The following is a 26,026-nucleotide window of genomic DNA, read 5'->3' as shown; positions in this document are numbered from 1 at the left end:
CTGAAGGTTTCGTCCACAAGAAGAAGGGCCAAAGTGGTCTCTACAGGAAATTAAGGGTTGCCCCACCTGTTGTCTCCGACTCTTCTTCCAACCGATAGTCCGGCCGAAACCGGACTGCAATATACATAAAACGGTTGCCACGCCGCGAGGGCGTGGCATCCGCTCGATGTCGTCGTTGTCTAGCCTTCCACGTGCTTGCGCACGCTTGCGGTGTCGACCTTGATTCCCGGGCCCATGGTGGTGGCCAGGGTGATGCTCTTCAGGTACGTGCCTTTGGCCGCGGAGGGCTTAAGGCGGATAACCTGATCCATCAAAGTTTTGAGGTTGTCAAGAATTTTCTCGGTGCCAAAGGACACCTTGCCGAGAGGAGCGTGCAGAACACCGGCCTTGTCGACCTTGAACTCCACCTTACCGGCCTTGACTTCCTGGACAGCCTGGGCAACGTCGAAAGTGACGGTGCCGGTCTTGGCATTAGGCATCAGGCCACGCGGGCCGAGGATGCGGCCAATCTGGCCGACCTTGCCCATCATGTCCGGAGTAGCGACAGCCTTGTCGAACTCCAGCCAGCCACCCTTGACCTGTTCCACCAGGTCGTCGCCACCGACAAAGTCGGCGCCGGCGGCCTTGGCTTCGGCTTCCTTGTCGCCCTGACAGAACACAGCGACGCGAACTTCCTTGCCGAGACCGTGAGGCAGGGAGACAGCTCCGCGCACCATCTGATCGGAGTACTTGGGATCGACGCCGAGCACCATGGCAACGTCAACGGTCTCGTCGAACTTGGCGACAGCAGTCTTCAGCGCCAGTTCAACTCCTTCGGGCATCTCATAGCGGGCAGAGAGATCAATGCCCTCGATAGCCTTGCGATATTTCTTTCCATGCTTGGGCATAGTTGTTCCCCTTAATCGATGACGTCGATTCCCATGCTGCGAGCCGTTCCGGCGATATTGCTCACCGCGGCGTCGAGATCATTTGCAGTGAGGTCGGGCTGCTTGATCTTAGCGATCTCCTCGAGCTGAGCGCGAGTGATCTTGCCGACCTTGTTCCTGTTGGGCTCGCCAGAACCCTTGTCTACACCGATAGCTTTCTTAATCAGCACAGATGCCGGAGGCGTCTTCGTGATGAACGTGAAGGAACGATCCTGGTACACGGTGATTTCCACCGGGATGATCATACCCTTCTGGTCCTGCGTTTTGGCGTTGAACGCCTTGCAGAATTCCATGATGTTCAGGCCGTGCTGACCAAGTGCGGGGCCGACCGGCGGGGACGGATTGGCAGCTCCGGCGGGAATCTGGAGCTTAATTTTCGCCAGTACCTTTTTGGCCATTGCTACATCCTCATGTCTACGTATTTGAAATCAGGCATGCTTCGGCGGACCGGGAGTCGTCCTACCCTTTGCTGACCTGGACGAAGTCCAGTTCCACCGGGGTCTGGCGGCCAAAAATGGATACCGAAACCCGAAGCTTTCCCTTGTCGTAATTGACATCTTCCACAACCCCGTTGAAGCCGCTAAACGGACCGTCAACGACCCGGACTTCATCCCCACGGTCAAAGTTGAACTTGGGGCGGGGCTGTTCCTGACGCTGTTCCATCATGGAGAGAATCTTCTCCGCCTCGCTGTCGCGCATTGGTGCCGGACGGGTCTTCCCGCCGACAAACCCCGTAACGCGGGGGATGGACTGCACCAGGTGCCAGGAATCATCGGTTAGAATCATCTTGAGCATTACGTAGCCGGGATAAAACTTGCGGGTGGAGGTTTTCTTCTCCCCTTTCACCAGTTCTATCACCTTCTCGGTGGGCATCACGACCTCTAAAATAAGGCCGTTGTCCTGCCCTGTGCGCATCATCTCCTTGAGGGTCTGCTCAACGCGCTGCTCAAAGCCGGAGTAGGTGTGGACGATGTACCAGCGGGCTTTCGGGAGGCTATCGATCTGCTCGGTCATAGTTCACCAAACCTTTGCGGCGTGAGCCGCTTAAGACAAGATGGCCTCGATGGCTTTGGTCAATCCTGCATCCACAAGACCCAGGAAGACCGCCATGACCACGACCAGGACCAAGACGGCCACACTCGTGGCAATGGTCTCCTTGCGCGTAGGCCAGGTGACCTTTTTCATCTCCACCTTGGACTGGTCAAAGAATTCCTTGAGCTGGTTGAGCTTCCCAACAGCTCCGGATTCTGGTGCAGTCTTCGTGGCGCCAGCCGATTTGGACTTCTTTTTCGCCATGATTCCTTCCGATGGTAAAAAAAATGGCAGGCCAGGAGGGATTCGAACCCACAGCATCCGGTTTTGGAGACCGGCGCTCTAGCCGTTAGAGCTACTGGCCTGCATCGCTTGCGGTCACGCCGTGGATTTGTATCAGGGACCGGACCGGGGCCCGGTCCCTGTCAATCGCTGTCGTGACCAGCCCTTCGCGGGTACAGTATGTTCCCGCAAGGAGCCTGCTACACTACTTGGTCTCGCGATGGAGCGTGTGCTTCTTGTCCCAGGGACAATACTTTTTCACTTCCAGGCGGCCAGTGGTGTTCTTCTTATTCTTAACCGTCGAATAGTTCCGACGCTTGCATTCAGTGCAGGCGAGCTGGATCTTGACTTGCATTGTTTACTCCTCGATTTCGGAGACAACGCCAGCGCCGACAGTGCGGCCACCCTCACGGATAGCAAAGCGGAGGCCCTTCTCCATAGCGATGGGGGCGATCAGCTCAACACCGAAGGTTGCGTTGTCACCGGGCATGACCATCTCGACGCCGTCGGCGAGGGTAACCACGCCAGTGATGTCGGTGGTACGGAAGTAGAACTGAGGACGGTAGCCGGAGAAGAACGGAGTGTGGCGGCCACCTTCGTCCTTGTTCAGCACGTACACCTCAGCCTTGAACTTGCGGTGAGGAGTGATGGAGCCGGGAGCTGCCAGAACCTGGCCACGCTCGACTTCGTCACGCTTCACGCCGCGGAGCAGCGCGCCGATGTTGTCGCCAGCTTCGCCCTGATCGAGCAGCTTGCGGAACATCTCAACGCCGGTGCAGGTGGTCTTGGTGGTGTCATGGATACCGACGATCTCGATTTCCTCACCAACCTTGATCACACCGCGCTCCACACGACCGGTCACAACGGTGCCGCGGCCGGAGATGGAGAACACGTCCTCGATGGGCATCAGGAAGGGCTTGTCGATGTCGCGCTCAGGAGCGGGAATGTAGGAGTCGCAAGCGTCCAGAAGTTCCTGAATGGGCTTCAGGGCCTCATCGTCTGCGGACTCAGCTTCCAGGGCCTTCAGAGCGGAACCCTTGATGACCGGGATGTCGTCGCCGGGGAAGTCGTACTTGGAGAGCAGCTCACGAACTTCGAGTTCAACGAGTTCCAGCAGCTCTTCGTCGTCGACGAGGTCAACCTTGTTCAGGAAGACAACCAGAGACGGCACGCCAACCTGACGGGCGAGCAGGATGTGCTCACGAGTCTGGGGCATGGGGCCGTCAGTGGCGGCGACAACCAGGATACCGCCGTCCATCTGGGCAGCACCGGTGATCATGTTTTTGATGTAGTCGGCGTGACCGGGGCAGTCCACGTGTGCATAGTGGCGTGCGTCGGTCTCGTACTCGACGTGAGCGGTGGCGATGGTGATGCCACGCTCTTTTTCCTCAGGAGCCTTGTCGATTTCGTCGAAAGCGACAAAGTCACCACCGCGCAGCAGGGCGGAGCCCTTGGTGATGGCGGCGGTCAGGGTGGTCTTACCGTGGTCAATGTGGCCGACGGTACCAATGTTTACATGCGGCTTTTTACGCTCGAATTTTGCCTTGGCCATGACTCTTTCCCCCGTAGAAAATTCGTTTACGGTTGGTTGATGGTCTAGGGACAATAAAAAAATAGACTATGGAGCCCACGACCGGACTTGAACCGGTGACCTCTTCCTTACCAAGGAAGTGCTCTACCGACTGAGCTACGTGGGCTTTATAAAAAAACTGTAGGGAAAAATAAAGAGGGGGTGGGCAGGGTATGTAGAGATGGAGCGGGAAACGGGACTCGAACCCGCAACCCTCAGCTTGGAAGGCTGATGCTCTAGCCAATTGAGCTATTCCCGCGCACTACTCTGCAGTCAAGCAACAGGTCCACCCTGTCTCCTACAGTTCTTTTAGCGCTAAATATTGATGGTGGAGGGGGGAGGATTTGAACCTCCGAAGGCAATCGCCGACAGATTTACAGTCTGTTCCCTTTGGCCACTCGGGAACCCCTCCATTCTCTGCTGGAGCTGGTGATAGGAATCGAACCCACAACCTGCTGATTACAAATCAGCTGCTCTGCCAATTGAGCTACACCAGCGCAGTAATTTTCAAAGTGCCGTCGGTGAGTGCGTTTCGCTCTCCCCGTCGGCGAGGAGCAGAACTATCTGGAACTGCCACCGGGGTCAAGCGAATTTTTCAACTTTTTTGATTTTCCCTGCAAAAAAGTGGTTTTCCCCCTTGTCCGTCGCACCGATCCCGGAGCTTATCACAAAAAAAACCGCCCCGGAAGCGGGACGGCTTTTTTGACGAAACCCAGACAGGGCCTAGGCTAACGCGGGAATACCCACGGCCTCGGACTCCTTTTCGGCGCTGCGGGCAGCCATTTGCGGCTCCACGGCTTCCACCGTGCGCAAATAGGACGCGCCGTTGTCGATAAGTTCGCGCAAAAAGGCATTATTAAATGCGTGGCCGGAGCAGCGCACCTCAAAATGCCCAAGAAGCGGCAGCGGGCTCACGGCCATGTCGCCAATAAAATCGAGAATTTTGTGCCGGACGAACTCGTCCTCAAAGCGCAGCCCCTCGGCATTCACCACGCCGTACTCGTCGAGGACCACGGCATTTTCAAGCGAGCCACCCAGGGCAAGGCCATTTTTCTGCAAATATTCCACATCGCGCAGGAAGCCGAAGGTCCGCGCCTTGGCAATTTCCGCCTCGAAGGTTTCGGGCGTCAATTCAAAGCTGCGGCGCTGCTCGGCAATGAGCGGATGCTTAAAGTCAATAATATAGTCCACGCGGAACCCGTCGTACGGGCTGACGCGGATGGCCTTCTCCTCATCCTTATGGGAAAAGGGCTTGGCCACGGCGAGGGCGCGGCGCGGCTTGCCTTGCTTGCGGATTCCCGCTCCCTTGAGCAGAAATACGAAGGATCCGGCGCTGCCGTCCATGATGGGCACTTCCCCGCCCGTCACTTCAATCTGTATATTATCTATACCAAGACCACGCGTGGTGGCCATCAGGTGCTCAACGGTGGCAACGGAGTCCTTGCCCTGTCCGAGGGTGGTGGCGAGTCCGGTCCCGATCACGCTCTCGGGCGTGGGGGTCAGAAAGCGCGTGCCGTTTTCGTTCTTAATGACGAAGACGATGCCGGTATCCTCGTCCGCGGGACGAAGAACAAGTTCCACCTTGCGGCCACTGTGCAGGCCGATGCCGGAGCATTTGACTGATTTTTGGATTGTCGTCTGTTGCATTCATAGCCTCCGCCACGCTTACAGCAAAATACGTGCCGGAATTTTAAAAGTTATAACATGTTGAAATTACTGGACTTTGCGCCAAGAGCCCTGTGGTGCAAGTGTTACAAATAAGCAACACTCGTGTGTTTTCACACACACTTTTCGCTACGCAGGGCCAGCACGTATCTGTCCTTTCCGGCAAGGTCGCGGCGGATGGTTACCGAAGAAAACGCGCCCTGCCCTTCCAGGATGCGGCGCACGGCTTCGCCCTGCGTCCAGCCAAACTCCATCAGGAAGAGTCCCCCCGGTCGCAGCGCACGGGCCACCTGCGGCAGCAGCGCGCGCACGCACTCCAGACCATCGGACTCCACGTGCCCATCAGGGACCAGCGCGGTCCGCGGTTCAAACTGCGACACTTCGGGATCCAGTTCGCGGTATTCGGCCTCGCTCACATAGGGCGGATTGGACACCACAAGGTCCAAGCTCCCCGCCGCGGCAAAGGGCTGGGCAAAGTCGCCCCGCACAAAGGCCACCCTATCGGCCACACCATGCCGGACGGCATTGGCGCGCGCCACGGCCAGTGCGTCGGCGCTCATATCCAGCGCCACGCCGCGCGCGTTGGCAAACAGGTGCGCCACAGTCACGGCCAGACAGCCGCTGCCCGTTCCAAGGTCCGCAAAGCGCAGCTGCGCATCCGCGGCAAAGTGCGCTTCCACATCCTCAACAATGTGTTCCGTCTCTGGACGCGGCACAAGGACGGCGCTGCTGACAGTGAAGTCCAGACCGTAGAATTCCTTTTCTCCAAGGATATAGGCAACCGGCTCCCCTGCGGCGCGGCGGGTGATAGCCACCTGTACGGCCACAGCTTCGGCGGGGGTGAGGACTTTATTTGGATGCACCAGAACGTCGAGGCGGCGCATACCCAAGGTATGCGCCGCCAGAATTTCTGCCGAGAGGGCTGGGCTGTCGACACCCGCCCGCTCAAGCTGCGCGCGGGCTTCGGTGATGACCGCGCGCAGTGTCGGGTTTTCCCGGATCACGAGTCCTCCGCCTGCTGCCGGAGTGCCTCGGCCTGATAGTGGCTGATGAGGGACTCGACAAGCTCGTCAATGTGGCCCTGCATGACTTCGTCGAGGCGGTACAGGGTCAGGTTGATGCGGTGGTCGGTGACGCGGCCCTGCGGAAAGTTGTAGGTTCTGATGCGTCCGGAGCGGTCGCCGGAGCCAACCTGTGCGCGGCGGGCGTCGGCCTGCTCCTGATGCTGCTTGTCCTGCTCCATCTGCAGCAGGCGCGAACGCAGAACCTTCAGCGCTTTGGCCTTGTTCTTGTGCTGGGACTTTTCGTCCTGACACGTCACAACGAGGCCGGTGGGCAGATGGGTCACGCGGATGGCGGAGTCCGTGGTGTTCACGCTCTGGCCGCCGGGGCCGGAGGAGCGGTACACGTCAATGCGCAGCTCGTCGGGGCTGAGGTTGATCTCCACGTCCTCGGCCTCGGGCATAATCGCCACGGTGCAGGCGGAGGTGTGGATACGGCCCTGCGACTCGGTGGCGGGCACGCGCTGCACGCGGTGGATGCCGGACTCGTACTTGAGGCGGCTGTAGACGCGCTCGCCGGAGATGGCGGCGATGACTTCCTTGTAGCCGCCGCTGCCGCTCTCGCTGGCGCTCATCATTTCGGTCCGCCAGCCGTTGTGCTCGGCAAAACGCATGTACATGCGGAAGAGGTCCGCGGCAAACAGCGCGGCTTCCTCACCGCCCGTCCCCGCACGGATTTCGAGAATGATGTTCTTCTCGTCCATGGGGTCCTTGGGCAGGAGCAGAATCTTCAGGTCATGCTCCAGACCGGGCAGACGCTCTTCCAGTTCCGCGATTTCGGCCGCAGCCATCTCGCGGATGTCCTTGTCGTCGTCGTGAAGCATCTCACGGCTTTCGGCAAGGTTCTCCTCCAGTGTGCGGTACTCCCGGTACGCCTTGACGATTTCACCAAGGTCCGAATGGGTCTTGGTGAGCGTCCTGTAGCGATCCTGATCGTTGAACACATCGGGAGAGGACAACTCGCGCTCAAGTTCCTCGAACCGGCGCTCTATGCTATCGAGCTTGGCGAACATTGTGACGACCTCTCAAATCATTTATCAACCGCGCCTTTCAGCGCGGCGATGGCCACTTCCAGCTGCCCGTCGTCGGGCTCGCCAGTGGTCAGATATTGCAGCATGAGACCCGGCCAGCACAGTACCCGGCACAGCCGGGCGTTGCCGTTAGTGCCCGTGTACTTGATAAGCTCATAGGCAACGGCGCTGATAGGAATCATCATGAAAAACTTGGCGATAACCACATACGCCTGCTTGGCTACGGCGGCGTCTGGGGTATACACGGCCAGCATGCCCGGAATCAGCACGGCATGCAGGGCGATGGAAAGGGACAGGACAAACAGCAAAAACGCCGTCCCGCACCGTGGATGCAGGCGGCTGTAGCCGCGCGCCGCTGCGGGAGTCAGCTCCCCGCCTTCCTCGTAGGTCCAGATGGTTTTATGCTCGGCCCCATGGTACTGGAACACGCGCTTAATATCGGGAATACGGGAAATGGCGGCGATATAGCCCACAAACACGGCCAGCTTGAACAGCCCATCCCATGCGTGGAAGCTAAAGGACTCCGTTCCGCCGCCAAGCCCCAGCACCTTGATGCCAAGGGAAAACATGTGCGGCAACACAACGAACAGTCCCAGCGCCAGCGCAATGGAGACGGCAACGGTCAGGGCCAGCTGCCACGGCTTCACTTCCTCTTCGCCCTCTTCCTCCAGCGCGGTTTGCGCCGAGAAGTTGAGCGCCTTGATGCCATTGACCAAGGTTTCGATGAGGACGAAGAATCCGCGCACAAAGGGGCGCTTCATCCAGTCGGCCCGCAGCAGGGTAAACCAGGGGCGCGTCTCCAGCGCAATGCTGCCGTCCGGCTTACGCACAGCGATGGCCAAACGGTCCTGATTGCGCATCATGACGCCTTCCACAACGGCCTGCCCACCAACGGTAGTGGCCCCGCGCAAAAACAACGAAACACCGTGCACGGCGGCCCGGCGCATGGCGCGGAAAGCGCCCATCACGGATGCACTCTGAGCTGATGACATACCCGCCTCCTACCGGACACGGCGTCATGCAGCACGGTCCGGCTTAAATGAAAAGACGCCTCCGACAGGTACGATCCCTGACGGAGGCGACTGCCGGGCGAGCTCCATGGCTCGCGAAAAAGGGAGATGCTAGTTCTCCTTGCCAGCGCCCTTGTTCTCACCAAGCTTGCCGAACTTCTTACGGAAGCGGTCGATACGACCAGCGGTGTCAACAAAGCGCTGCTTGCCGGTGAAGAACGGATGGCAGTTGGAGCAAATTTCCACATGCACTTCTTCACCCTTGGCGGTCAAAAGCTCGGTCTCGTGACCACAGGCGCACTGAACTTTGGCCTTGTAAGTCTTAGGATGGATATCTTTTTTCATGGTGTATTCCTCCACAGGGTTCCGAAAAGACGGCATGGATACCCTGTTTGCAAACGTTTGGCAAGCACATAATGTCTGGACCGGACGTCCTGCGTGGGCGTGCTGCCTTTTCACGGCCACGGCTCTCATGTATATAATGACAGGCGTGGAATAAGCAAGGAGCACTCAGCCAACAATTCGGAGGCATCATGCACAAGCTCGTCCTCGTCCGTCATGGGCAGAGCGAATGGAACCTTGAAAACCGCTTCACCGGCTGGACCGATGTCGGCCTGACCCCGCAGGGCGAGGCCGAGGCGCAGGCCGGGGCGCAGCTGCTCCACGACAGCGGCTTCGTCTTCGACGTGTGCTACACGTCTTTGCTCAAACGCGCTATCGAAACCTTGTGGATCATCCAGCGCGAAATGGACAATATGTGGCTGCCCGTCATCAAAAGCTGGCGGCTCAATGAACGCCACTACGGCGCGCTGCAAGGGCTGGACAAGGCCGAAACCGCGCAGAAATACGGCGACGAGCAAGTCTTCACCTGGCGGCGCAGCTACGACATTCCCCCGCCGCCGCTGGAGGCCGACGACCCTCGCCACCCCTCGCTGGACCCGCGCTACGCGCACATTCCGCCCAGCGACTTGCCAGCCGGGGAGAGCCTCGCCCTCACCGTGGAGCGTGTGCTGCCCTTCTGGCATCAGGTCATCGCGCCGGACATCCGCGCCGGACGCCGCGTGCTCATTGCCGCGCACGGCAACAGCCTGCGCGCGCTGATCAAATATTTGGACGATATGTCCGAGGACGACATTACCGGGCTGAACATTCCCACCGGCATTCCCCTCGTCTATGAACTGGACGCAACGCTCAGGCCCATCAAACACTCTTACCTCGGCGATCCGGAAGCCGCAAAACGGGCGGCGCAGGCCGTGGCCAATCAGGCCAAGGGCTAAGCGCGCCGTCCCCGCCCAAGGGACTTCGCCCTTGGGACGGCCCGGCCCGGGGGGACCGCCATGGCCCCAGAGCAGTTCACGTTCCCGCAGTCTTTAAAACGACTCACCAGCCTGACGGCGCACCCGCCGCCGGAACGCACGCGCACGGACATCACCAGCCTGGTGGACCGCATCCGGGCGCAGTGCGCGGCAGCCGGCCCTGCCGAGGCGCGCCGCATGGGCGACGAGACGGCCCTTGTCCTGCACTGGCGCGCCGCAACATCAAACGACGCCGAATTACAGGTCTACTATATTGGCCTGCTGGCGGACCTTGGCCCCCTTGCTGCGCCCTTGGCCGCATCCCTGCTGGCGATGACGCAGGGCATTGATGTTGCGGGCGTGCTGGACCTCTTCCCCGGCGAGTTCCGGTTGGCCGTGGTCAACCACCTGCTGTTGGACGATACGGGCCGCTACGAAGCCCTGCGCCCCATCGCCATGACCGCCCTGCCGGACCTTGCGGCCCTGCCGCCCAAGGAGATTGCCGCGCAGTTGCAGGCGCTGCGTGCCAGCGGCGGCGTCCTCGCCTATCCCCTGTCCCACGCGCTGGCAACCGGCCCCTTCGGCAGCGCCGTCGATGCCGCCATCACCGCGCAGGAGTCCCTGCTTCAAGCCTCGCGCCGTCCGGATGACGACCTGCATACCTACATCCCGGCGCTGGCCATGCTGGATGCGCCGGACCTGCACCTGCGCCTGCTGCCCCTGTTGGTCACGCGTGACCTCGGTGCGCAGCGCACCCTGCTGGACGCTATAGCCGCCGTAGCCCCGCGCCACGACAAGCGCTACGTCAAGGCGCTGCTGCCCTCGCTGACGCACCCGGACCTGCGCGTGCGAACCGCCGTGGTCGCCTGCCTCACGCAGATTATGCCGGACAGTATCGGCCGCATCCTTGCCGCCTGCTTCAAGCGCGACCCCGCCCTTCAGGAGACCATCACCGCGGCGCTTCCCCTTATGCCGTCGGAGGAAGCCGCGTTCTACATCAAAGCCACCGGGGAGAAGCCCGAGGCCTTCGCGGCCATGGTCTTTCCGCTCATGGCGGCCCTTGATCCGCCCATGGCGCGCGTGAGCCTTGCCGCCGCCGTCCCGGACGCCCCGCAGGCGCTCATTGACGCCATTCCGCCCAGCACCTCGCCCAAGCCCGACGTTGAGGCCGCACTGGCGGGCTTTACCGAGCGCCCCCAGAAAGATGACGCGGCGGAGAAGCCCAAGAAGAAGGAGAAAGGTTTCCTTGGCGGGTTGTTCAGCGGAGACGAAGGGGAAGCCATCTCCATTCAGTTTGGCGGCGATATGGTCCTGCAGAGCGAGCACTCCGGGCGGCGTTTCTCCCCCATCTACGAGGAGCGTACCCTGCGTGGCACCACGTTCACGGACTCCCTTATCGAAAGCGCCACCTTTGAAAACTGCACCTTCGTCGACGCTGACTTTTCGGGAACCATCTTCCACAAGACGCGCTTTTCCGGGTGCACCTTCACCGGCTGTACCATGAACGGCACCCGGTTCTTCGACTGCTCGCTGCGGGAAATAACCATCACCTGCGGCAACGCGGAACAGACCGAACTCACGGACTGCACCTGCGGCCTCATCGACATTCAGGGCACCAAACTGCGTGGCCTGCACCTCTTTGGCGGCAGGCTGGAGGCCCTGCGCGTCACCGCCTGCGACCTTACGGACTCGCGCATGGAGGCGGTCACCCTTGCGGGGACGGAGCTTCGGCACTGCTCGGGCACCGGCCTTGAACTGCTGGACTGTTCCATCATCTCCAGCACTGTGCACGCGTGCCTGTTCTCGGACATCACCATCACCGGGCCGCACGGGTCCTGCCCCTGCGCCCTGCGCCTGCAACTGCGCACCCACGCGGCGCGCGCCATGGCAGACACAACACCACCACCGCCCCTGCCGCCGCAGGCCGGGGCCAAAGCCAAGCTGGCCATGGATGCGTGGTACGGCCTGTGGGACATCATCCGCCGGGCCGCAGCGTTTATGGGCAACAACGCCCGGCGCGAACACTGGTGTATGCAAAAGCTCGGCGCGCCCCGGCGCGACTTTGTCCGCCTTGCCCCATTTTTTCTGCATACGGAAATTTTTGAACGAAGCAGCGAGGAGCTTGAACCACTGCCCCTGGCCTGCCGCATGGGCAACTACTGTCCGGACTACTCCACCATCGAGGCCGCGCGCCGCCACTTTCCGGACGCCACACTGCCTCCGCGCGCGCCGGACCCCATCACCTTCCGCGCGCTGTATACCATAGGCAGTGTGGGCACCATTGCGCAGTCCGAGGCGTCGGACCTTGACTACTGGCTGTGCTACGACCCCGACGACATGCCGGAAATCTTGGTGGACGGGCTGGCCTTTAAGATTGAGGCCATCGAACAGTGGGCGGACGCCACCTTTGGGCTGGAGGTACACTTCTTCACCATGGACGTGGAGCGCATCCGCGCCAACAACTTCGGCGTCAGCGATGCGGAAAGCTCCGGCACGGCGCAGGCGCTGCTGCTCAAGGAGGAATTCTACCGCTCCGTCCTGCACGTGGCGGGCAGCCTGCCCATGTGGTGGACCACCCCGGCAGGCAGTACCGATGCCGACTACGCGCAAAATATGGAACTGCTCGCCCGCGCGCCGTGGGATGCCCCGTTCATCGACCTCGGCAACCTGCTGCGCATCCCGCCGCAGGAGTTCTTTGGCGCGTCGCTGTGGCAGATTGTGAAGGCGCTGAAGAGTCCCTTCAAGTCCATTATGAAGTTTGGCCTGTTGGAAAAATACATTGCCCCAGACGCCGATTCCGAAAGCCCACTCCTCTGCGAGCGCCTCAAGGCGGGCATCCTTTCCGGCGACCCACGCCTTGACGCCGTGGACCCCTACGTCCTTATGTACAAGGAGGTTCTGCTCCACTACGCCCAAAGCGGCGACAAGGACTCCGCCAACCTCATCCGGCTGTCGTTCTTCCTTAAAACCAAACTCGGCGCCAAAGCCGCCCTTGCGGTTCCCACACGGCGGGAAGAAGCCGAAGGCGCGCAGATTGCCGCCACCATGCCCGCCGCCCTGCAAAAAAGCACCGAGTGGCCCTTCCAGAAGCTGGTCAGCATTGGTTCGTCCGTGAACCGGTTCATCGTGCAAACCTACATGCGTGTGCGCGACAGCCAAAAACACACCGACGTCAGCATCTCGCCCGAGGACATCACCAAGCTTGGGCGTAAAATCTTTTCCACCTTTTCACGGCGCAGGCACAAGATTGAGCATATCCCCTTTGTGTCCCTTGGCGGCACGCGCTTTCGGGTCCTGCACTTTCAGGCGCAGGCCAAAAAGCTGGGCGAACCGTCATCATGGGAGGTGCAGGGCGCGCAGGAGGTGGCGACCTCGCAGCGCCTTGACCTCGTCAATCTGCGGCAGGGGTCGGACCTTGCCGAACACCTTGTGTGGCTGGCGGCCAATGGCATCTCCCACAAAGACATCGAAATCCGCGGCGACCCCACCATCTCCCCGGTCACCGTGCGCGACATCCAGCGCCTGCTGAATGCCTTGCTCGACTTCTTTCCGCCCAAGGAGACCTTTAATACGGACATCGCGGAAATGCTGAACCCGGAGCGCATCGTCCGCGCCTTCTTCATCCTGAACCTCACCAAACAGCGGGAACTGGCGCGCATTGCGGAGGTTTCCGTGGTGTACAGCACCAACTGGGGGGAACTGTTCTGCCGCACCGTCTCCGCCGAGGACAACGAAGTCATCGACAACCCGGTGCAATTTCTGCTGAACAATGTGGAGCAGGAGTTTGCGGAGCCGCCGGTGCTGGACTATTTTGTGCCGGACCGCAGCAGCAGCCCACAGCCACGGCGCTAGCCGCCACCGCCCCGTCAGCCTTGCCAAACCCGGCGGGTCATGCTCTGTTGCCACCTTCCAAGGAGACAGACCATGACCACACACCACCACATCGCCGCCACGCTGGTGGACTGGTTCCACGCGAACCAGCGCCCCCTGCCGTGGCGCAAGACCTATTCGCCCTACCATGTTTGGGTGTCGGAGATTATGCTCCAGCAAACCCAGATGGACCGCGCCGTGCCTTACTTTGAACGCTGGATGACGCGCTTCCCCGATGTCCCCACCCTAGCCACGGCCAGTGAAGACGACGTGCTCAAATACTGGGAGGGGCTGGGCTACTACTCCCGCGCCCGCAACATCCGCAAAGCCGCGCGCATCATCATGGACGAGCACGGCGGCGTCTTCCCCGCCGACGTAGGTGGCCTGCTGGCCCTGCCCGGTGTTGGGCCTTACACCGCCGGGGCCATTGCCAGCCTTGCCTACCAGCAGGACGTCCCGGCCATTGACGCCAACGTAGAGCGCGTGTTTGCCCGCCTGTTCGACATTGACACCCCGGTGAAGGAAAAGGACGCCAAGCGCGCCGTGGCCGACCACGCCGACCGCCTGCTGCCACCGCGCGGCGCGCGGGACTTTAATCAGGCGGTGATGGAATTTGGCGCACTGGTCTGCACGCCGCGCGCCCCGCGCTGTGACGCCTGTCCCCTCAGCGCGCAGTGCGAGGCCTATCGCCTCGGCATTGTGGCGCACCGTCCTGTGCCCGGAAAACGGCAGGACATCACCCCGCTGAGCATCGTGGCGGGCGTGCTGCTGCACGAGGGTCGATTCTTCATCCAAAAGCGGTTGGAGGACAGTGTGTGGGGCGGACTCTGGGAATTCCCCGGCGGCAGCATTGAGGACGGCGAAACGCCTGAACAGGCCGCCGTGCGTGAATTCCGTGAGGAAACAGACTTCCGCGTCAGCGTGGTGGACAAGATAGACGTGGTCCGCCACGGCTACACGCGCTACCGCATCACCCTGCACTGCTTTCTGCTCTCCCTCGAGGGAACAGGCACCACGCCCTACCTTACCGCCGCGTCCGAGTACCGCTGGTCCACGTCCGAGGGGCTGGACGGCCTCGCCTTTCCCGGCGGGCACCGCAAGCTCATCGACATCATGCGCACCGACCTGCGTTACGCCCACCTCTTTTCAGCATAAAAACAGGGCGGCCCGTTACGCAACGGACCGCCCTGTGGCTTTTCTTAATGACGTAGAAAGCGCTTGGTTGAGCGCAAGCATCACGCCGGACTCTGCCGCGGCGGCCTACTTCAAAATGCCGCGCAGGCCTTCACCCACGGAGCGCAAGGTGCCGTTGATGGCATCCACGCCCTTTTTCACGCCGTCCTCAAGGCCGCGCGTTACGCCGGGCAAGCGCTGGGCAACAGCCCGGTTTATGGCAGTCAGCACCTGCCGCGCCGCATCAGCCATGGAGACGTCCTTCTTCTCGCCAATGTCGCGCAGGTGGATGTCGTTCAACTCCGCGTGGGCAAGCTCGCCGCCAAGGGCCGCAATGCCAAAGTTCACCCGCGCATTGCGGATGACAATATGCTTGATGACCACGGACTTGCCGCCGGCATCGCCCGCTTCGGCGCTTTCGCCGCCACCGGAGCCGGCGTCGCCGCCTTTGGCCGAGCGGGTCACATTGTCCACCAAGGTTTGCAGATTGCTGGTGCGCCCCGCAAGCTCGTAGGTGATGACCGGCCGGTCAATGACAATGGCCTCAATGATCACCGTGGGTTCGGACAGGCTGGAGGTGTCCAGCTTCATGCGGATGGAATCGGCCTGCACCGCGCTCTCGGACTTGTAGCCCGCAGGATTGCCCACGAACAGCCCGCGCAGTTCCCCTTCGCCGCTCAAAATCGACAGGTCGGACTCCGCAAGGCGCACGTCCGCGCCCACATAGCGCGGCCCAAAGTACTCTACGCCCTTTTTGACCAAGGGATTCACGGACAACAGGCCAAACACCACAACGCCGACAAACACGACGCACACAGCCACCAGCAGATAGAAAAACTTTTTCATCAGCGCGAACCTCCGGTTGAACACGAAACAGCCCGCCCCGCACGGCAGCGGAGCAGGCGGCGGCATTAGAACTTGCGGATGAGCACCACACCAAGCACAACCAGTACCACGCCCGCAATACGCAGCGGGCTCACAGAATGCTGCGGCAGACCGAACAGGCCAAAGTGGTCCAAAATCAGCGACATGGACACCTGCCCGGCCACCATCAGCGTAAACATCGTGGCGGACCCAATGCGCGGGCCCACTATAACGGCCGAGGCCACCACAAACGCGCCCAGCACGCCGCCGGACCAGTACCACAGCGGCAACTTGCCCGCATCGGACAGGCTAGGCAGCGGAATGCGGGTGGCAAAGGCGTAGGCCGCAAGGGCCAGCGTCCCCACAAAGAAGGACACAAACGCCGCCAAAACAGCGTCCTTGGTCCACGACCCCAGCCGGACATTGACGCCAAGCTGCACGGCCATTGCCACTCCGGCCCCAAAGGCCATCGTCAGGGCGGTTACGGCAGACATGCCCCGCCCCCTGCTTCACATTGCATTCCCTTGGCCTCCCAGCGTCTGAGGACGCGTCCGCTACAGCTGGAGGCTCCCGCGGTACGCATCCCATGAGGAAATGCCATAGGTATCGCAGAGTTCGGCAAGTTCGTCCACAAGCCGGAAGGCAAAATCCGGACGCAGGAAGTTGGCGGTGCCCACTTGCACGGCATGCGCGCCCACAAGGATGAACTCCAGCACATCCTCAGCCGAGGAAATGCCGCCAACGCCAATGACCGGCACATCAACAGCCTGACACACCTGATGCACGCAGCGCAGGGCCACGGGCTTCACCGCCGGTCCGGACAACCCGCCAATAACGTTGGCAAGGCGCGTTCTGCGGGTGCGCGCGTCCACCGCCATGCCGGACAGCGTGTTGATGCAACTGAGAATGTCGGCCCCGCCGCTTTCGGCAGCGCGGGCAATCTCCGTAATGTCCGTCACATTGGGGGACAGCTTGATGATAACGGGCTTGTCCCCGGCGCGGCGCTTGACCGCCTCGGTCACGCTGGCCGCCATTTTGGGGTCCTGCCCAAACAGGATGCCGCCGGAACTCACGTTGGGGCAGGAGATGTTGACCTCAAGGGCGGCAATGCCCGGCTGATCGGCCAGCACCTCGGCCAGCTGCGCAAACTCATCGGCGCTGCATGCGTACAGGTTGGCCACCACGGCAAGGTTGTCCGCAGGCAGCCGGTTCAGCCGCCCGGACAGGAACTTTTCCACGCCGATATTTTGCAGGCCAATGGCGTTCAGCATGCCGGAGGGCGTCTCCGCAATGCGCGGCATGGGGTTGCCTGCGCGCGGGGACAGGGACAGGCCCTTCACCACAATGCCGCCCAATTTTTCAAGGTCGCCAAAGCGCGAGAACTCAAGGCCGTAGCCAAAGGTGCCGGAGGCGGTCATAACGGGGTTTTTCAGGTCCAGACCGCCGAAGGAAACGTGCATATCCATAGTAGTGAAACTTCCCTGTTTAGAACGTTATTTCGTCGGACCAGAACACCGGGCCGCGCGCACAGACGGAAACGGGACCGCTGTCCTTATGCTCGCACACGCAGCCAAGGCACGCCCCTACGCCGCAGGCCATGCGGTTTTCAAGCGACAGCTGCGCCCTGCCGCCAGCCTCGGCGGCGATGGTCTGGATGGTCTTCAAAAAGGGAAGCGGCCCGCAGGCCACGATATGTCCGTCCGTGGCGTATTCAGGCACAATATCGCCCAGCAAGCCAATAAAGGCCTTCAGGTCCTCGGGGCCCTTTTCGCGGTAGGCCTCGCACTTCACGTACTTTTCCATGATGCCGAGGGGGTAGCTTTCCGCCGGGGGGCGGTGCCCAAAGACCAGCCGCAGCTTCTCGGGGCTGGGGTGCCTGCGCAGGTACTCATAAAACGGCGCAATGCCGATGCCGCCAGCCAAAACAAGGGTCGGCCTGTCATCGCGCACCGCAAATGCGTTGCCAAGAGGCCCCCAGACGGTTACCTCATCACCTGGCGCAAGGCGGGCAAGCCCGCGTGTGCCGCGACCAATGACCTGAAAAAAGACCGATAGCGTGTCGCCATCGGCCTTATGAATAGAAAAAGGACGTCCCCAAAGCGGGTTGTGTTCCCACGCCGTGGGACGAACCATTACGAACTGGCCGGGCTTCCAGTTCTGCCACGCTGTGCTTGCGGAACCGGGATGTTCAAGCGTAAGCTCGTAAAACTCTCCGTCGGCGCCTTGCGTGCCGAATCGGAGCAAGGACCGTACCTTCACGTCAGTACATGCATTTGCAAACATCGATGCAATCCCTTATTGGTCGCCGTCGCGTTAATTGAACGCTCCACCGTAAAAACTCAGGCGAAGCAACATGAATATATCCAGACAACCCGAGATCCTCGCTCCTGCCGGGGACCGTCCTGCATTTTTGGCGGCGCTCGCCGCTGGTGCAGATGCGGTCTACCTTGGCCTGAAGCATTTCTCCGCCCGCGCGGAAGCCGGGAACTTTTCCATCGCGGAACTTGCGGCGCTCACCGAGCTGGCCGCAGAAAAGAACTGCCGCGTCCACGTCGCCATGAACAGCATGCTCAAGCCCGGCGAAGCCGAGGCCGCAGGTCGTCTGCTGGACCGGCTGAACAAGCACGTGCGTCCGGCGGCACTTATTCTACAGGATCCCGGCATGGTCAAGCTCGCAAAACAGAGCGGATTCGCTGGCGAACTCCATCTGTCCACGCTGGCCAACGCCGGTTCCCCCGCCGCACTGCCCCACATGCGCGAATCCCTAGGCGTAGACCGCGTCGTCCTCCCGCGTGAGCTGAACATCGACGAGATCCGCGCCTGCGGCAAGGCCTGCCCGGACGATTTGGACCTTGAGGTCTTCGTCCACGGCGCGCTGTGCTACAACGTGTCCGGCCGCTGCTACTGGAGCTCCTACCTTGGCGGCAAGAGCGGCCTGCGCGGGCGCTGCGTACAGCCCTGCCGCCGCGTCTACACCCAAAAGAGTACCACAGGTCGCTTCTTCTCCTGTAACGATCTCACACTGGATACTTTGGTCAAGACCCTGCGCGAAGTTCCCGAGGTCCGCTCGTGGAAGATTGAGGGCCGCCGCAAGGGGCCGCACTACGTCTACTACACCGTCAAAGCCTACAAGATGCTGCGCGATCACGGCAATGACCCCGAGGCAAAAAAGATGGCCGTGGACTTTTTGAAGCAGGCCCTTGGCCGCCGCGGCACCCACTACGCCTTTTTGCCCCAGCGCCCCTACGTGCCCACGGACCCGGACCGCCCCACGGCGTCCGGCCTGCTTATCGACAAGCTGGGCAAGGCCAAAACGCGCAAGCTCAGCTTTTCGCCCCGCATTCCCCTCATCCCCGGCGACCTGGTGCGCGTGGGGTACGAGGATGAGCCCGGGCACCAAATCATCAAGGTCCGCAAATCCATCCCCAAAGGTGGCCGGCTGGACTTTTTGGCCAAGGGCCGTCCGCCGCGCCCCAGCAGCCCGGTGTTCCTCATCGACCGCCGCGAGCCGGAACTCAGCAAGGAGCTGAACGCGCTGGAAAAGCGCCTGTCCGCCATCAAGGTCAAAACCGGCCAGTCGTCCTCCTTTGAGCCGACCATGCCTAAGCCCGCAAAACCCGCCGCGCGCCCGCTGCATCTGCATGTGTCGCGCAGGCAGGGCAATAACAAGCTCAATGACGGCTCCGGCGTATGGCTGACGCCCAAGGCCGCGCGCGAGGTCAAACCCGGCCTTGCCATGCGCCTGTGGTGGTGGCTGCCGCCCGTCATTTGGCCCAACGAGGAGCAGGACTGGCAGGACTGCATTACCCGCCTCGTCAAGGGCGGCGCGCGCCGCTTTGTCCTTGGCGCGCCGTGGCAGAAGTCCCTGTTCCCCACGGAACTGCCCCGCTTGCCCCGCGCCGTGGCCATTAAGCGCAAGCCCAAAAAGCCCGGCGCCAAACAGCGCGAGAAGGAAGACCGCCTCATCATGTGGGCTGGCCCCTTCTGCAACATCGCCAATCCCCTTGCCCTTGAGTGGCTGGGTGAGATGGGCTTTGACGGCGCCATCGCCAGCACCGAACTCAGCCGCGACGACGCCCTTGCCCTTGGCAAGGCCGCGCCGCTGCCGCTGGGCTTCGTGACCACGGGCCAATGGCCCCTTGGCATCACGCGCATCGAGCCGTCGGGCTTCAAGGCGGAAAAGCCCTTTATCAGCCCCATGAAGGAAGTCTGCTACGCGCGCCGCTACGGCCAGAACCACTGGATTTATCCCAGCTGGGGCATTGACCTTCGCGAAAAGGAACAGGAGCTGTCCAAGTCCGGTTACAGCGCCTTTGTGCACCTGCACGAGTCCAAACCCCGCGACGTGCCCCGCGCCAACCGCGTGAGCACCTTCAACTGGGACCTCAAGCTCCTGTAGCCGTCCCTGTCATACCGCACGACAGCGCCGCCCTGCATGAATCATGCGGGGCGGCGTTTTCTTTGCGCAGGCGCGCGAAAAGTCCAAGTCGCGCGATTTTCTGGGGGAGTTGGGGCCAATGTGCTGTGCAACGTCTTGCCCTGCGTCCTGTCCCGGCCTATACTCGGCGGTCAAAGCATAAGCAGGAGCCAGTATGTCCCCGTCTTCACTCATGAACGCCTCCGCCACCATCGCCGCCGTGGCTGACACATGCATCGACTGCGGCAAATGTGTGGACGAGTGCGCCTTTTTAACGGCGTCCGGTACCCCGGGGTCCATCGCCCGGTGCGTCGATACCGCCCATAAGACCCTAAGCGCCTACCAGTGCAGCCTGTGCGGGCTGTGCGCCGAGGTCTGCCCCGTGGACCTGAACCCCCGAACCATGTTCCTGACCCTGCGGCAGGAGGCCGTGCGACGCGGCGTTGGTCCCCTGCGTGAGCACAAGCGCATTCTCAGCTACGAGCGCACAGGCACCTCGCCCCTTTTTTCATGGTACGGCCTGCCCGAAGGATGCGACACAGTCTTCTTCCCGGGCTGCACCCTCAGCGGAACGCGTCCGGCACTGACCAACACCCTCTACGAGCACCTTGCCAGCCATATTCCCGGCCTTGGCATTGTCCTTGACTGCTGCTCCAAGCCCTCGCACGACCTTGGGTGCGCGCAGGACTTTGACGACGCCTTCGGCGACCTGCGGCAGTGGCTTGTGGACAATGGCGTCACCACCGTGCTGACGGCGTGCCCCAGCTGTCACGCCATGTTCTCGCGCTACGGCGAGGGTCTGACGCCTGTCACGGTCTATGAAATTCTGGCCGCCAATCCCCTACCGCCGGAGGAGGCCGTTTCCGGCACGGTCACGGTGCACGACCCCTGCGTCCTGCGCGACCACCCGTCCTCGCAGCAGGCGGTGCGCACCCTGCTTGAGCGCCGGGGGCTGGATGTTGAGGAGATGCCCCACCACGGCGCAAAGACCCTGTGCTGCGGCGAAGGCGGCGCCGTGCCCCTTGTGGCGGCAGACATGGGCAAGACATGGACCACCCGCCGCGCCAAGGAAGCTGACGGACGCACCATTGTCACCTTCTGCGCCGGATGTGTGAACACCTTGATGCGCAGCGCGCCGACGGTCCACATTTTGGACCTTGTCTTCTGGCCCCAGCGCACCATGCTGGGCTACGCACGCATCTCCCGCGCGCCCGTCACCTACTTGAACCGCCTTGGCCTCAAGCGCCGCCTGCGCAAGACCCTGACCACCCACACCTCCCGGCGGCGGCAAAAGACGTTCTAACAGGCCGCGGCGCCCGACAGATTGCCCCTGATAATGACAAGGCCCCCGCAGAGCGCATCTCTGCAGGGGCCTTTTTTCGTGGTCATATCGCGCGGCACTTTTCGGACGGCAGCAGCCTTCCTCTTAGGACGGATTGCCGCGCCGCGCTGGCTGGCGCACTATCCGAGCGTGCGTCCATTCCATCCGAACAGGCGGCGCTCCAGGCTCTTAAATTCCACGTACACGCGCTCCGGCGGCACCCCGCACTGCGCGCTCAGCAGGGCGCACAGGCTGTCCGTAATGGACGCACAGGCGTCGGCATCCAGCCCCACGTTTTTGAATTCCACGTACGCGGCCGGTTCGTCTGTGCCGCCATAGCACAGCGCCTGTCCCGGCTCCACGCGCGCCATGACCCACTGTTCATCCTTGCCCGTGGCCTGAACGGCGCACTGCGACACAAGGCGGGCCACGCGCCCGGCCTCGCCAGCGTCCATCGGCACATTAGTCGCCACACTCACATACGGCATATTCCGCCTCCTTGGGGCTTGCGGTGTTTGCCCGCGTTACAGGGATCGGGGCATGGTGGCGTCGTCCCACGCCCTGTCTATGGGCACCTCCAAAGAAATGGACGTCCCCTTGCCGGGGCGGGACACAATCTGCAACTCCCCGTCCATAAGCCGCGCGCGCTCCTTGAGGCCCTGCACGCCCATACGGCGCGAGCGGACAGCGTTCTCCTGCTGGCGCTCCGGGTCAAAGCCCATACCGTCGTCGCGGATGCGCACAATAAGGTTGGGGTGCGAGGCGACCAGCTTCACGCTGGCCTTGCTGGCCCGCGAATGCCGCGCCACGTTGCGCAGTGCTTCCTGCACAATGCGGAAGATATTAATCTGCACCTCCGGCGCAACCGGTACGCTCTCCATTCCTGCGGCGGAAAATGACACCGGCACGCTATAGCGTTGCTCGAACTCGGAACAAAACAGCTCCAGCGTGCGCACCAGCCCCAATTCATCCAGCCCGGAGGGGCGCAGCTCGTAGGCCATGTTGCGCACGGCGTCGATGGTTTCCGAAAGCACGCGCGCAAATTCCTCATGCAGGGAGGAATCACCGCCCGAGGCACGCTCGGCCATGATGCGGGATTGAATTTTCAGATACGACAGATTTTGGGCGATGTTGTCGTGCAAATGCAGGGCAAGAAGCTTTCGCTCGTGCTCCTGCGCCATGAGCAATTCTTTATTCAGGGCGTGGATGCGCTCCTGCGCATTGCGGCGTTCGGTCACGTTTTCCAGTAGGCCGGTAAAGCACACCACCGCGCCCGTGTCGTCCCGGGTGCTCTTGCCCTGCCACCGCGCCCAAAAGCGTGTGCCATCGCGCCGTATAAGCTGCGCCTCAAAGACAAACGGTTCCATCCCCTCAACAACGCCCAGGATAAATTCCTCACGCATTTTGGGGTCTGCGTACACCTGCTGTCCCACGTCGCTGACCTCGGCCAAAATCTGCTCTGTCGACGCGTACCCAAGCATGGACGCCAAGGCCGGGTTGGCGCTGAGCAGCCGCCCGCTGAGGTCCGTCTGGAAGATGCCTTCCACCGCGTTCTCAAAAATGCTGCGGTAGCTGCTTTCGGCCTGTGCCAAGGCATCACGGTTTTTGGCGATTTCAAAGGTCATGGAGTTGAACGCCCGGGCCAGTTGGCCGAACTCGTCATCCCGAAAGCCCTCCAGCCGGTGCTCAAGGCGTCCGGCGCCCACGGCCTCCGTGGCATCCACGAGCTTGCGCACCGGCGTCAGCACCCGCCGCCGCACAAAGCCTGTCAGGATGAAAAACATCATGCCGCCAACGCCCACCGCCAACAGCGTATGCGTCACACGCGCCGTCCCCACGGTGTTGCTCATGGCCGCGCGGGTCACGGAAACGGACGACAAAATGGACGCGCACGGGACAATGGTCGCAAAGCTCCACTTGGTGGAAGGCAATGGATGAAAGCCCAGCAGATAGTCCTTGCCCCCAAGGCCCACCGTGCGCACCCCGGAGCGCCCGAGTATCATTTCCTGCGCTGCGGTGCGCATGGCGGGCTCACCGCTTTGGTTCAGGTCCGCATCCTGCGGGGTGCCTGTCGCGCCAACCTCCGGGGACAGCCCCAGTACCGAGGCATGGCCGATGGGCATCACCACCACACGCCCCTGTCCGTCCAGCAAAAAGCTGAACTCACCGGGCCGATGGCTCAGGCCGCGGATATCGTCCACCAACAGATCAAGGGAAAAATCGACGCCTGCCGCGCCAAGAAAGGCGCCGGATGAGGAAATGACCGGCGCAACAACTGTCACCACGTACGCGCCATGGTCGGCGGTATCGCGATAGACCTCGCTCCACACGCTGTTTCCGTCAGGATTCACATCCGGCATGGCAAGGCTGTAGCTGGTGAGCTTACGGAAATCATAATCGCCGGGGTGCGGCACGTCGGCAAACAGTGTCCCCACCGGCGCAAAGCGGGCGCTGCCGTCATCAAGCATCACCCATGCGCTCTTCACGCCGGGGAGCCGGCGGGTCGCCTGCACAAGGATGGAATCCACAGAAGCCAGCGCGCCAAGGCGCTCTCTTGCCTGCGGCAACTGTTGCGGCGCGCCCCAATACAGACAGGTGACCGCCGCATCCTGTGGGGAGTTGTACACGCCGCGCCTTTCATCCAGCTCCAGCCGTTCCGGCGCAGAGCCAACCGCATGACGCACGTCCAAAGCACGCGCGGCCTGAATCGCGGCGGCCTCGGCCAATGCCTGCGCGCTGCGGGCGATGGTATCGTAGCGCATGGCGCTCTCCTCCACCGTACGCCCGATATATTGCGTGGCCAGGGAGTGGATGTTCTGCGCGTTGACCTGCGCGGCAAATTCGCCAACCGTGCCGATGCCGCGCACGGCCACCAGCCACAGCAGCACAGCGCAGCACACGATGGCGCAGCCTGCAAGCCAAACCAAATCCCTGCCTATGCGAGACTCCGATGAAAACCCCATAACCCCTCTTGTTCCCCCTTGGGTGTGTCCGCTCTTTGGCGGAAATGGATGTCGAGTACGGGCGGCCCCCTCAAGCCGCCATCACCGAGCACGCGCCAGCGCCCCACTGTCCCCGCCCATCGCGTGCGCCATTGGCTCTGATGACGCCGAACGCATGCCCCGGCCTCGGCAGCGCCATAAACGCCGCCGGCATCATGAACGCCGCACGCACCGCACCGTGTTTCTAAAAACTGGCGTCAGGGACAACTCTAGGTCTGGGACAACACTGGCATTCACACCGTGATGTAATCTTTCAATGCAAAAATCACAACTGGAACCATACGCAACAAAAGGGCGAAACCGTTACGGTTTCGCCCCTTGTTTACGCGGGGGATGCATCAGGTCAGACGACAAACAAGCCGGTCACAGCCATCCGGCATCATGCCGGAACGTTCAATTATGCGCTGAGCAGAGTCATGGCCATACGAGGCAGCGCGTTAGCCTGTGCGAGCATGGCTACGGCCGACTGTGAGAGAATCTGGTTTCTCACGAACTCCGTCATCTCTTGTGAAACGTCCACGTCGGAGATGCGGGACTCGGCCGCCTGCAGGTTCTCGGCCTGAATCTGCAGGTTGGAGACCGTGTTCTGCAAACGGTTCTGAATGGCCCCGAGCTTGGCGCGGATGTTGTCCTTGGAGACAATGGCATCCTGCAAGCCCTCGAGGGCATTCTGCGCCGCGGACTGGGTGGATACGGTGTACCCTTCGCTGGAGGACCCGGCACCGTTGCCGATGCCAAGAGCGGAGGCGGTCGCCGTATCGACCTGGATGTAGTAGTAGTCCTCGGCGCTGTCATTCGCCGTACCGAAGTGGATCTTGAGCTTTCCCGTCGATTGCAACCCCGACCCGTCGTGTGTTGTCGTCGAAAGGTTGCCGTTTAACAGCGCAATGCCGTTAAAGTCCGTCGCGTTGGCGATTCGGGTAATCTCCGAGGCCATGGCCTGGTACTCCGAATCAATGATCAGGCGCTGCTCCGAACTGTAGGAGCCTGTCGCGGCCTGCGAGGCCAGCTCCTTCATACGGATGAGCTTTTCGTCAATGACCTGCAACGCGCCGTCTGCCGTCTGGATGAGGGAGATAGCGTCGTTGGCGTTTCGCACCCCCTGATTCAGGGACGCAATGTCCGCCCGCATCAATTCGCGGACGGCCAATCCTGCCGCGTCGTCGGACGACATCCCCACACGCAGTCCGGACGACAGGCGCCGTGTTGACACCCCAAGGGCCCCGAACGACACAGCCAGGTTTCTGGCGGCGTTCATCGCCATCAAGTTATGATTGATGATAAGTGACATAGCCTTTCCTCCTTGAATGCAAAGGCTTCCTTGCCGTCAGGGGCCAGTGTCCTTATCTTCCCCCAAAGTGGACCTGTTGCCCCTCCCCACTTGCAAGATGTATCGACCTTTACAAGGCGTCACTTTATACCGGCCAATACACAACATTCAACAAAACACCACAACACGCCGAAAATGCATTGCATTTTTCTTAAAAAAACTCAGCGCATCATAAAT

General features: G+C 61.6%; 23 protein-coding genes and 5 tRNA genes. 5 read left to right on the top strand and 23 right to left on the bottom strand.

Going from position 1 to position 26,026, the window contains the following annotated elements; all coding sequences use genetic code 11:
• Positions 1 to 179: 179 nt before the first annotated feature.
• The 16 genes from rplA to rpmE form a co-directional block, all read right to left on the bottom strand.
• A complete protein-coding gene (rplA, locus tag ACYQ2T_RS13920; RefSeq protein WP_404843204.1) occupies positions 180 to 887 on the bottom strand; it encodes a 50S ribosomal protein L1 in 708 nt (235 codons plus the stop codon).
• 11 nt (positions 888 to 898) lie between these two features.
• Positions 899 to 1,324 (bottom strand): 50S ribosomal protein L11, encoded by a 426-nt coding sequence (gene rplK / locus ACYQ2T_RS13915; RefSeq protein ID WP_404843205.1) that lies wholly within the window; start codon positions 1,322 to 1,324, stop codon positions 899 to 901.
• 61 nt (positions 1,325 to 1,385) lie between these two features.
• A complete protein-coding gene (nusG, locus tag ACYQ2T_RS13910) occupies positions 1,386 to 1,940 on the bottom strand; it encodes a transcription termination/antitermination protein NusG (RefSeq protein WP_404843206.1) in 555 nt (184 codons plus the stop codon).
• Positions 1,941 to 1,970: 30 nt separating this feature from the next.
• Complete coding sequence (gene secE / locus ACYQ2T_RS13905) at positions 1,971 to 2,222, bottom strand: preprotein translocase subunit SecE (RefSeq protein WP_404843207.1); 252 nt, start codon at positions 2,220 to 2,222, stop codon at positions 1,971 to 1,973.
• A gap of 24 nt (positions 2,223 to 2,246) precedes the next feature.
• Positions 2,247 to 2,323 (bottom strand) — tRNA-Trp (locus ACYQ2T_RS13900).
• Positions 2,324 to 2,445: 122 nt separating this feature from the next.
• A complete protein-coding gene (rpmG, locus tag ACYQ2T_RS13895) occupies positions 2,446 to 2,595 on the bottom strand; it encodes a 50S ribosomal protein L33 (RefSeq protein WP_404843208.1) in 150 nt (49 codons plus the stop codon).
• Between the two features lie 3 nt (positions 2,596 to 2,598).
• Entirely contained in the window at positions 2,599 to 3,792 is a 1,194-nt protein-coding gene (tuf, locus tag ACYQ2T_RS13890; protein WP_404843209.1) for an elongation factor Tu, read from the bottom strand.
• A gap of 69 nt (positions 3,793 to 3,861) precedes the next feature.
• A tRNA-Thr gene (locus tag ACYQ2T_RS13885) sits at positions 3,862 to 3,937 on the bottom strand.
• Positions 3,938 to 3,992: 55 nt separating this feature from the next.
• Positions 3,993 to 4,069 (bottom strand) — tRNA-Gly (locus tag ACYQ2T_RS13880).
• Between the two features lie 67 nt (positions 4,070 to 4,136).
• A tRNA-Tyr gene (locus ACYQ2T_RS13875) sits at positions 4,137 to 4,222 on the bottom strand.
• Between the two features lie 9 nt (positions 4,223 to 4,231).
• Positions 4,232 to 4,307: transfer RNA gene (locus ACYQ2T_RS13870), tRNA-Thr, on the bottom strand.
• Positions 4,308 to 4,533: 226 nt separating this feature from the next.
• Entirely contained in the window at positions 4,534 to 5,457 is a 924-nt protein-coding gene (lpxC, locus tag ACYQ2T_RS13865) for a UDP-3-O-acyl-N-acetylglucosamine deacetylase (RefSeq protein WP_459901360.1), read from the bottom strand.
• Positions 5,458 to 5,588: 131 nt separating this feature from the next.
• Positions 5,589 to 6,479, bottom strand: a complete 891-nt coding sequence (gene prmC / locus ACYQ2T_RS13860; RefSeq protein WP_459901359.1) for a peptide chain release factor N(5)-glutamine methyltransferase — start codon at positions 6,477 to 6,479, stop codon at positions 5,589 to 5,591.
• Entirely contained in the window at positions 6,476 to 7,549 is a 1,074-nt protein-coding gene (prfA, locus tag ACYQ2T_RS13855) for a peptide chain release factor 1 (protein ID WP_404843212.1), read from the bottom strand. Before prfA ends, prmC begins: the two co-directional genes overlap by 4 nt.
• Positions 7,550 to 7,566: 17 nt before the next feature.
• The gene (locus ACYQ2T_RS13850; protein ID WP_459901630.1) at positions 7,567 to 8,514 is read right to left on the bottom strand and encodes a DUF1385 domain-containing protein; all 948 of its coding nucleotides are present in this window, start codon (positions 8,512 to 8,514) and stop codon (positions 7,567 to 7,569) included.
• A gap of 174 nt (positions 8,515 to 8,688) precedes the next feature.
• A complete protein-coding gene (gene rpmE / locus ACYQ2T_RS13845) occupies positions 8,689 to 8,922 on the bottom strand; it encodes a 50S ribosomal protein L31 (RefSeq protein WP_404843213.1) in 234 nt (77 codons plus the stop codon).
• 188 nt (positions 8,923 to 9,110) lie between these two features.
• Here rpmE and gpmA point away from each other — a divergent pair, with 188 nt between their 5' ends.
• The 3 genes from gpmA (at position 9,111) to mutY (ending at position 14,897) form a co-directional block, all read left to right on the top strand.
• Positions 9,111 to 9,854 carry a 2,3-diphosphoglycerate-dependent phosphoglycerate mutase gene (gene gpmA / locus ACYQ2T_RS13840; protein WP_459901357.1) on the top strand — a complete coding sequence of 248 codons (744 nt, stop codon included), beginning with the start codon at positions 9,111 to 9,113 and terminating at the stop codon, positions 9,852 to 9,854.
• A 60-nt stretch (positions 9,855 to 9,914) separates the two neighbouring features.
• On the top strand, positions 9,915 to 13,724 hold the full coding sequence (locus tag ACYQ2T_RS13835) for a class I adenylate cyclase domain-containing protein (protein WP_459901355.1): 3,810 nt from the start codon (positions 9,915 to 9,917) through the stop codon (positions 13,722 to 13,724).
• Positions 13,725 to 13,796: 72 nt separating this feature from the next.
• On the top strand, positions 13,797 to 14,897 hold the full coding sequence (gene mutY, locus ACYQ2T_RS13830; RefSeq protein WP_459901354.1) for an A/G-specific adenine glycosylase: 1,101 nt from the start codon (positions 13,797 to 13,799) through the stop codon (positions 14,895 to 14,897).
• 105 nt (positions 14,898 to 15,002) lie between these two features.
• Here the strand turns inward: mutY and ACYQ2T_RS13825 are convergent, their stop codons facing one another.
• From ACYQ2T_RS13825 to ACYQ2T_RS13810, 4 genes are all read right to left on the bottom strand, one after another.
• Positions 15,003 to 15,761 carry an AsmA family protein gene (locus tag ACYQ2T_RS13825; protein ID WP_459901353.1) on the bottom strand — a complete coding sequence of 253 codons (759 nt, stop codon included), beginning with the start codon at positions 15,759 to 15,761 and terminating at the stop codon, positions 15,003 to 15,005.
• A gap of 65 nt (positions 15,762 to 15,826) precedes the next feature.
• The gene (locus tag ACYQ2T_RS13820; protein WP_459901351.1) at positions 15,827 to 16,273 is read right to left on the bottom strand and encodes a DMT family transporter; all 447 of its coding nucleotides are present in this window, start codon (positions 16,271 to 16,273) and stop codon (positions 15,827 to 15,829) included.
• Between the two features lie 60 nt (positions 16,274 to 16,333).
• A complete protein-coding gene (locus ACYQ2T_RS13815; protein WP_404843219.1) occupies positions 16,334 to 17,245 on the bottom strand; it encodes a dihydroorotate dehydrogenase in 912 nt (303 codons plus the stop codon).
• 19 nt (positions 17,246 to 17,264) lie between these two features.
• Positions 17,265 to 18,023, bottom strand: coding sequence for a dihydroorotate dehydrogenase electron transfer subunit (locus ACYQ2T_RS13810; protein WP_459901349.1), 759 nt, complete (start codon positions 18,021 to 18,023; stop codon positions 17,265 to 17,267).
• A gap of 109 nt (positions 18,024 to 18,132) precedes the next feature.
• On the opposite strand from ACYQ2T_RS13810, the gene ACYQ2T_RS13805 reads away from it, so the two are divergent.
• Positions 18,133 to 20,178 carry a peptidase U32 family protein gene (locus ACYQ2T_RS13805; RefSeq protein ID WP_459901347.1) on the top strand — a complete coding sequence of 682 codons (2,046 nt, stop codon included), beginning with the start codon at positions 18,133 to 18,135 and terminating at the stop codon, positions 20,176 to 20,178.
• A 193-nt stretch (positions 20,179 to 20,371) separates the two neighbouring features.
• Entirely contained in the window at positions 20,372 to 21,499 is a 1,128-nt protein-coding gene (locus tag ACYQ2T_RS13800; RefSeq protein WP_459901345.1) for a (Fe-S)-binding protein, read from the top strand.
• 158 nt (positions 21,500 to 21,657) lie between these two features.
• Here the strand turns inward: ACYQ2T_RS13800 and ACYQ2T_RS13795 are convergent, their stop codons facing one another.
• The 3 genes from ACYQ2T_RS13795 to ACYQ2T_RS13785 form a co-directional block, all read right to left on the bottom strand.
• The gene (locus tag ACYQ2T_RS13795) at positions 21,658 to 22,005 is read right to left on the bottom strand and encodes a phenylpyruvate tautomerase MIF-related protein (protein WP_459901343.1); all 348 of its coding nucleotides are present in this window, start codon (positions 22,003 to 22,005) and stop codon (positions 21,658 to 21,660) included.
• Between the two features lie 36 nt (positions 22,006 to 22,041).
• Entirely contained in the window at positions 22,042 to 24,444 is a 2,403-nt protein-coding gene (locus tag ACYQ2T_RS13790; protein WP_459901341.1) for a PAS domain S-box protein, read from the bottom strand.
• Between the two features lie 472 nt (positions 24,445 to 24,916).
• Positions 24,917 to 25,810, bottom strand: a complete 894-nt coding sequence (locus ACYQ2T_RS13785) for a flagellin N-terminal helical domain-containing protein (RefSeq protein WP_459901340.1) — start codon at positions 25,808 to 25,810, stop codon at positions 24,917 to 24,919.
• Positions 25,811 to 26,026: the final 216 nt, after the last annotated feature.

It is taken from the genome of Desulfobaculum senezii, from assembly GCF_054657395.1.
Note: the sequence above shows the minus strand (reverse complement) of the source record. Positions and strands in the feature narration are given on the sequence as shown.

Excerpts from the sequence above, each read along its gene's own strand:
- rpmG (WP_404843208.1), bottom strand. The coding sequence starts at position 2,595 with ATGCAAGTCAAGATCCAGCTCGCCTGCACTGAATGCAAGCGTCGGAAC.
- nusG (WP_404843206.1), bottom strand. The coding sequence starts at position 1,940 with ATGACCGAGCAGATCGATAGCCTCCCGAAAGCCCGCTGGTACATCGTC.
- mutY (WP_459901354.1), top strand. The coding sequence starts at position 13,797 with ATGACCACACACCACCACATCGCCGCCACGCTGGTGGACTGGTTCCAC.
- ACYQ2T_RS13785 (WP_459901340.1), bottom strand. The coding sequence starts at position 25,810 with ATGTCACTTATCATCAATCATAACTTGATGGCGATGAACGCCGCCAGA.
- ACYQ2T_RS13835 (WP_459901355.1), top strand. The coding sequence starts at position 9,915 with ATGGCCCCAGAGCAGTTCACGTTCCCGCAGTCTTTAAAACGACTCACC.
- secE (WP_404843207.1), bottom strand. The coding sequence starts at position 2,222 with ATGGCGAAAAAGAAGTCCAAATCGGCTGGCGCCACGAAGACTGCACCA.
- ACYQ2T_RS13800 (WP_459901345.1), top strand. The coding sequence starts at position 20,372 with ATGTCCCCGTCTTCACTCATGAACGCCTCCGCCACCATCGCCGCCGTG.
- rpmE (WP_404843213.1), bottom strand. The coding sequence starts at position 8,922 with ATGAAAAAAGATATCCATCCTAAGACTTACAAGGCCAAAGTTCAGTGC.
- prfA (WP_404843212.1), bottom strand. The coding sequence starts at position 7,549 with ATGTTCGCCAAGCTCGATAGCATAGAGCGCCGGTTCGAGGAACTTGAG.
- tuf (WP_404843209.1), bottom strand. The coding sequence starts at position 3,792 with ATGGCCAAGGCAAAATTCGAGCGTAAAAAGCCGCATGTAAACATTGGT.
- ACYQ2T_RS13850 (WP_459901630.1), bottom strand. The coding sequence starts at position 8,514 with ATGCGCCGGGCCGCCGTGCACGGTGTTTCGTTGTTTTTGCGCGGGGCC.
- lpxC (WP_459901360.1), bottom strand. The coding sequence starts at position 5,457 with ATGCAACAGACGACAATCCAAAAATCAGTCAAATGCTCCGGCATCGGC.
- gpmA (WP_459901357.1), top strand. The coding sequence starts at position 9,111 with ATGCACAAGCTCGTCCTCGTCCGTCATGGGCAGAGCGAATGGAACCTT.
- ACYQ2T_RS13795 (WP_459901343.1), bottom strand. The coding sequence starts at position 22,005 with ATGCCGTATGTGAGTGTGGCGACTAATGTGCCGATGGACGCTGGCGAG.
- ACYQ2T_RS13825 (WP_459901353.1), bottom strand. The coding sequence starts at position 15,761 with ATGAAAAAGTTTTTCTATCTGCTGGTGGCTGTGTGCGTCGTGTTTGTC.
- ACYQ2T_RS13805 (WP_459901347.1), top strand. The coding sequence starts at position 18,133 with ATGAATATATCCAGACAACCCGAGATCCTCGCTCCTGCCGGGGACCGT.
- ACYQ2T_RS13820 (WP_459901351.1), bottom strand. The coding sequence starts at position 16,273 with ATGTCTGCCGTAACCGCCCTGACGATGGCCTTTGGGGCCGGAGTGGCA.
- ACYQ2T_RS13815 (WP_404843219.1), bottom strand. The coding sequence starts at position 17,245 with ATGGATATGCACGTTTCCTTCGGCGGTCTGGACCTGAAAAACCCCGTT.
- rplA (WP_404843204.1), bottom strand. The coding sequence starts at position 887 with ATGCCCAAGCATGGAAAGAAATATCGCAAGGCTATCGAGGGCATTGAT.
- rplK (WP_404843205.1), bottom strand. The coding sequence starts at position 1,324 with ATGGCCAAAAAGGTACTGGCGAAAATTAAGCTCCAGATTCCCGCCGGA.